Here is a 3,410-nt window from a genome sequence, read left to right on the forward strand (position 1 = left end):
GACCCCCGCCGCCATCCGCGCCGTAGCCCGCGACTCCGTCTGGGAGCACTACCGCCGGTACTACCGTCCCGATGAGCTGGTCATCACCGCCGCCGGAGGGTTGGAACACGACGTCGTCTGCAGCCTTGTGGTGGATGCGCTCCACGCCGCCGGGTGGTCGCTTGAGGCGGACGCCGCCCCCGTGGACCGGAGGTCCACCGAGCGGGCCGAGATCACCGGCACAGCCGGACTGCACGTGGTCAAGCGCGCGGTGGAGCAGGCCAACATCATCATGGGCTGCCCCACGATCGTGGCTACCGATGAACGCCGCTTCGTCATGAGCGTGCTCAACGCCGTGCTCGGCGGCGGCATGTCATCGCGCCTCTTCCAGGAGATCCGGGAGAAGCGGGGGCTCGTGTACTCCACGTACTCGTTTGCTTCCTCCTACGCGGATGCCGGTTACTTCGGCATGTACGCCGGGTGCACACCTTCGAAGGTGCGCCAGGTCCTGGACCTGCTGGGGTTGGAACTGGACAAACTCGCCGAAGGCGGGATTTCCGACGACGAGCTCCGCAAAGCAGTGGGACAGTTGTGCGGCGGGATTGTCCTGGCTCTTGAGGACACAGGGTCAAGGATGTCCCGCCTGGGCCGCGCCGAACTGGTGTCCGGGGAATACCAGGACATCGACGAAACGCTGCGCCTGATCAAGGCAGTCACCGCGCAGGAGGTCCAGGAGCTTGCCAAAGAGTTGGCTGCCGCGCCGCGGACTGTCACTGTAGTGGGCCCGTTCGAGGAAACTGAAACGTTCGGCCTCTGATTCGGGCGGCCGCGGCTTTGACGGCGCGGCTTGTTCGGGCGGCCGCGGCCTTGACGGCGCGGCTTGTTCGGGCGGGCGCTGTCTTGACAACGCGGCTTGTTCGGGCGGACGTTGTGGTGTGGCGGTTTGAGACGACGTTCTGACAGGCGCGTTCTGACCTGACGTGAGCGGCGCTGAGCTTGCCGGCGTAAGTCCGGCGATAATGTATCCATGAATGCTCCGCAGCCGGGAACAGTGCACGCCGTACTGGAAGACTTTCTGGGACATTGGCGGGGCACCACCCGGCTGGCGGCGTCAGCTTGGGGGCCCGAACGTACGGCCGCGGCCGAGGTGAGCTATACCCGGGCGGCCGGGGGCTTCGCCGTGGTGCAAAGCTACCGCCATACGGAAGCTGACGGCACCCACTTCGAAGGCCACGGCGTGTTCACCGTGGACCCGGACCGTGACGATGTTCTCTGGTACCACGTTGACAGCATGGGCCAGCCGCCCGAAGCGCCCACCCGGTGCACGTGGCAGGACGGTGTTCTCCGGGTGGAACGCCACAGTGACCGGGGGACGGCCCGGCATACTTTCCGGGTGGACGGCGGTGTGCTGACCCACACCGCCGAGCTGCGCCTTGGCGGTTCGGCAGACTACGTGCCCTTTATGACCTCGGAGTGCCGGCGGGAATGATTGGTGCCCTCCAAACGTAGGGGCAGACTCAGCGCAGGGGCAGACCTTGATGCAGATGCCGAAGCGGTGGACGTTCAGGCTCACTGCCCGATCACCCCGGGTGCCGGCTTACCCGAAGTGTCGCTTCAGGCCGCCGATTCCAGAATTCGAGTCTGTGGCGCCCCTTGCAACGCCGGGGAGACGGCGGAAGAGTTCCAAACATTGGCTTTCAGGTTCGCCAGTAGCTGCTCAGCCTGGCTGAGATCTTCGAAGTCGAGCTCCACTACGACGTAGTGTGCGTCATCCACCGGGCGTGAAATCCGGTGGCCGACTACCCCCGACGCAGCCCGATCTACGGGGTCACGGTCGAACGCCTGCTTCCACAGGGCGAAGTCCTTGATCCCATGTTCTATGTGCAGGGTGTACATCACTGGTTCTCCTTAGCTGGATTGCGATGTGTGGATTCCGCGGTGATGTGTGGATCCCGCGGTTCGGGCCTATTCCCAGGGTGGCGTTTTCCTGCGGTGTTTGTTACACCGTAGGTCTCCGCTCATCCGGCGGCTATCCCAGAATTCTGGGGACTAATGGGTGCGGCGGCGCTGCCCTTAGTGTGCCTCGCAATGTATGCGTCACCGGCGGGGGAGATACTGAGGGAATGACAACCGGACGGTCCTGGAACCGGAGCCTTGAGAGCATCCGGCTCCTGGTTGACACGGGTCCGGATCACCACGCTTTGCGTGCCGGCGTGCTGTCCGAGTTGGGCCGCATTATTCCGTTCAGCGCATTCGTCTGGCCACTCTCAGACCCTGTGACGGGAACCGGGATTTCCCCCATGGCCCGGATTCCGCACCCCGAGGACCTTCCGCAGCTGATCCGGCTGAAGTACCTGATGGAGACAGGCCGGTGGACAACGCTGGCCAGAAGGGCTGTGCCGGTGACGACTCTGTTGAAGGAAACCGGAGGCGATTTAACGCAGAGCCTGGTCTGGGAAAGCCTCATGAAGCGCTACGGGGTGACCGATGTTCTGTATGCAGGTCTCGCGGACAAGTATGGCTATTGGGGATGGCTTGATCTGTGGCGAACGGCCGGGCAGGGCTCTTTTACCGCCGAGGAAGTCCGATTCTTGGCCAGCATAGTGAGCGCGGTGACACCGGCACTTCGTCGGTCGGTCGCCAGGCAGTTCTTCCCAGCGGGGCACACTTCCTCACCCAAGGAGGAACATCCGAAAGGGAGCGGACGCCTACAGGCTGATTTGCCCGAACAGGCCGTACTCACCCTCGACGAGGACATGGCAGTGGTGGGTGGGACTTCATCGGTGGATGAATGGCTGGGGCTCCTCCAAGCAGGACCTCGCCCGTTTCACACAGTTCCGGCCGAGGTCCTGAACGTCGCTGCCCAACTGCTGGCCCTGGAGGCGGGGGTGGACGGCCATCCGGCGTGGTCCCGCGTGCACCTGGGGTCCGGCCAGTGGGCCATTCTCAGGGCCAGCCGAATGGGTTCCGCCGGGTCAGAGGCTACGCCACCGTTGGCGGTCACTATCCAGGCCTGCCCTCCTGAGGCGAGGCTGGATATTTTCGCGAGGAGCTTCGGAATCACACCACGGCAACGGGAGTTGCTTGAGCTGGCTGCAGCCGGTGTTGATACCGCTGCCATGGCGACGGCCTTGGGCATCAGCGCCTACACCGTCCAGGATCAGTTCAAACAGATTTTTGATGCCTGCGGCGTGCACAGCCGCGCGGCACTGCTGGCCTTGGCCCTAGGCACAGCACCATAAGGAACGGTCTGCGCGACCCGGGACGGCTCAAACTCCGAGAGGCAGGTCCGCCGGTACGTCAAACCACGCTCCGTAGAGGTCGTCCGGAGGCTCGTCGCAACCCGGAGGATCCCAGCTGACAACGGTGGGCAGGCGTGCTGGCAGTTGTGGTGGTTCCCAGTCGGGTTGTTCGCTGGCGTAGTGTCTGCC

General features: G+C 64.2%; 4 protein-coding genes. 3 read left to right on the plus strand and 1 reads right to left on the minus strand.

Annotated elements, in window-relative coordinates; translation table 11 throughout:
• A partial coding sequence (locus DBR22_RS20575; RefSeq protein WP_146187598.1) for a M16 family metallopeptidase occupies positions 1 to 796 on the plus strand: 796 nt, incomplete at its 5' end.
• 210 nt (positions 797 to 1,006) lie between these two features.
• Positions 1,007 to 1,468, plus strand: a complete 462-nt coding sequence (locus DBR22_RS20580; RefSeq protein ID WP_108600521.1) for a DUF1579 family protein — start codon at positions 1,007 to 1,009, stop codon at positions 1,466 to 1,468.
• A 125-nt stretch (positions 1,469 to 1,593) separates the two neighbouring features.
• Here DBR22_RS20580 and DBR22_RS20585 read toward each other — a convergent pair whose 3' ends face one another.
• Positions 1,594 to 1,875, minus strand: coding sequence for a hypothetical protein (locus DBR22_RS20585; RefSeq protein ID WP_108600522.1), 282 nt, complete (start codon positions 1,873 to 1,875; stop codon positions 1,594 to 1,596).
• A gap of 227 nt (positions 1,876 to 2,102) precedes the next feature.
• Here DBR22_RS20585 and DBR22_RS20590 point away from each other — a divergent pair, with 227 nt between their 5' ends.
• Entirely contained in the window at positions 2,103 to 3,221 is a 1,119-nt protein-coding gene (locus DBR22_RS20590) for a helix-turn-helix transcriptional regulator (RefSeq protein ID WP_108600523.1), read from the plus strand.
• The last annotated feature ends 189 nt before the right edge of the window (positions 3,222 to 3,410 follow it).

The organism is Arthrobacter sp. HMWF013 (genome assembly GCF_003061105.1).
GTDB lineage: Bacteria > Actinomycetota > Actinomycetes > Actinomycetales > Micrococcaceae > Arthrobacter.

Coding starts and splice junctions, on each gene's coding strand:
- DBR22_RS20590 (WP_108600523.1), top strand. CDS start 2,103: ATGACAACCGGACGGTCCTGGAACCGGAGCCTTGAGAGCATCCGGCTC.
- DBR22_RS20585 (WP_108600522.1), bottom strand. CDS start 1,875: ATGTACACCCTGCACATAGAACATGGGATCAAGGACTTCGCCCTGTGG.
- DBR22_RS20580 (WP_108600521.1), top strand. CDS start 1,007: ATGAATGCTCCGCAGCCGGGAACAGTGCACGCCGTACTGGAAGACTTT.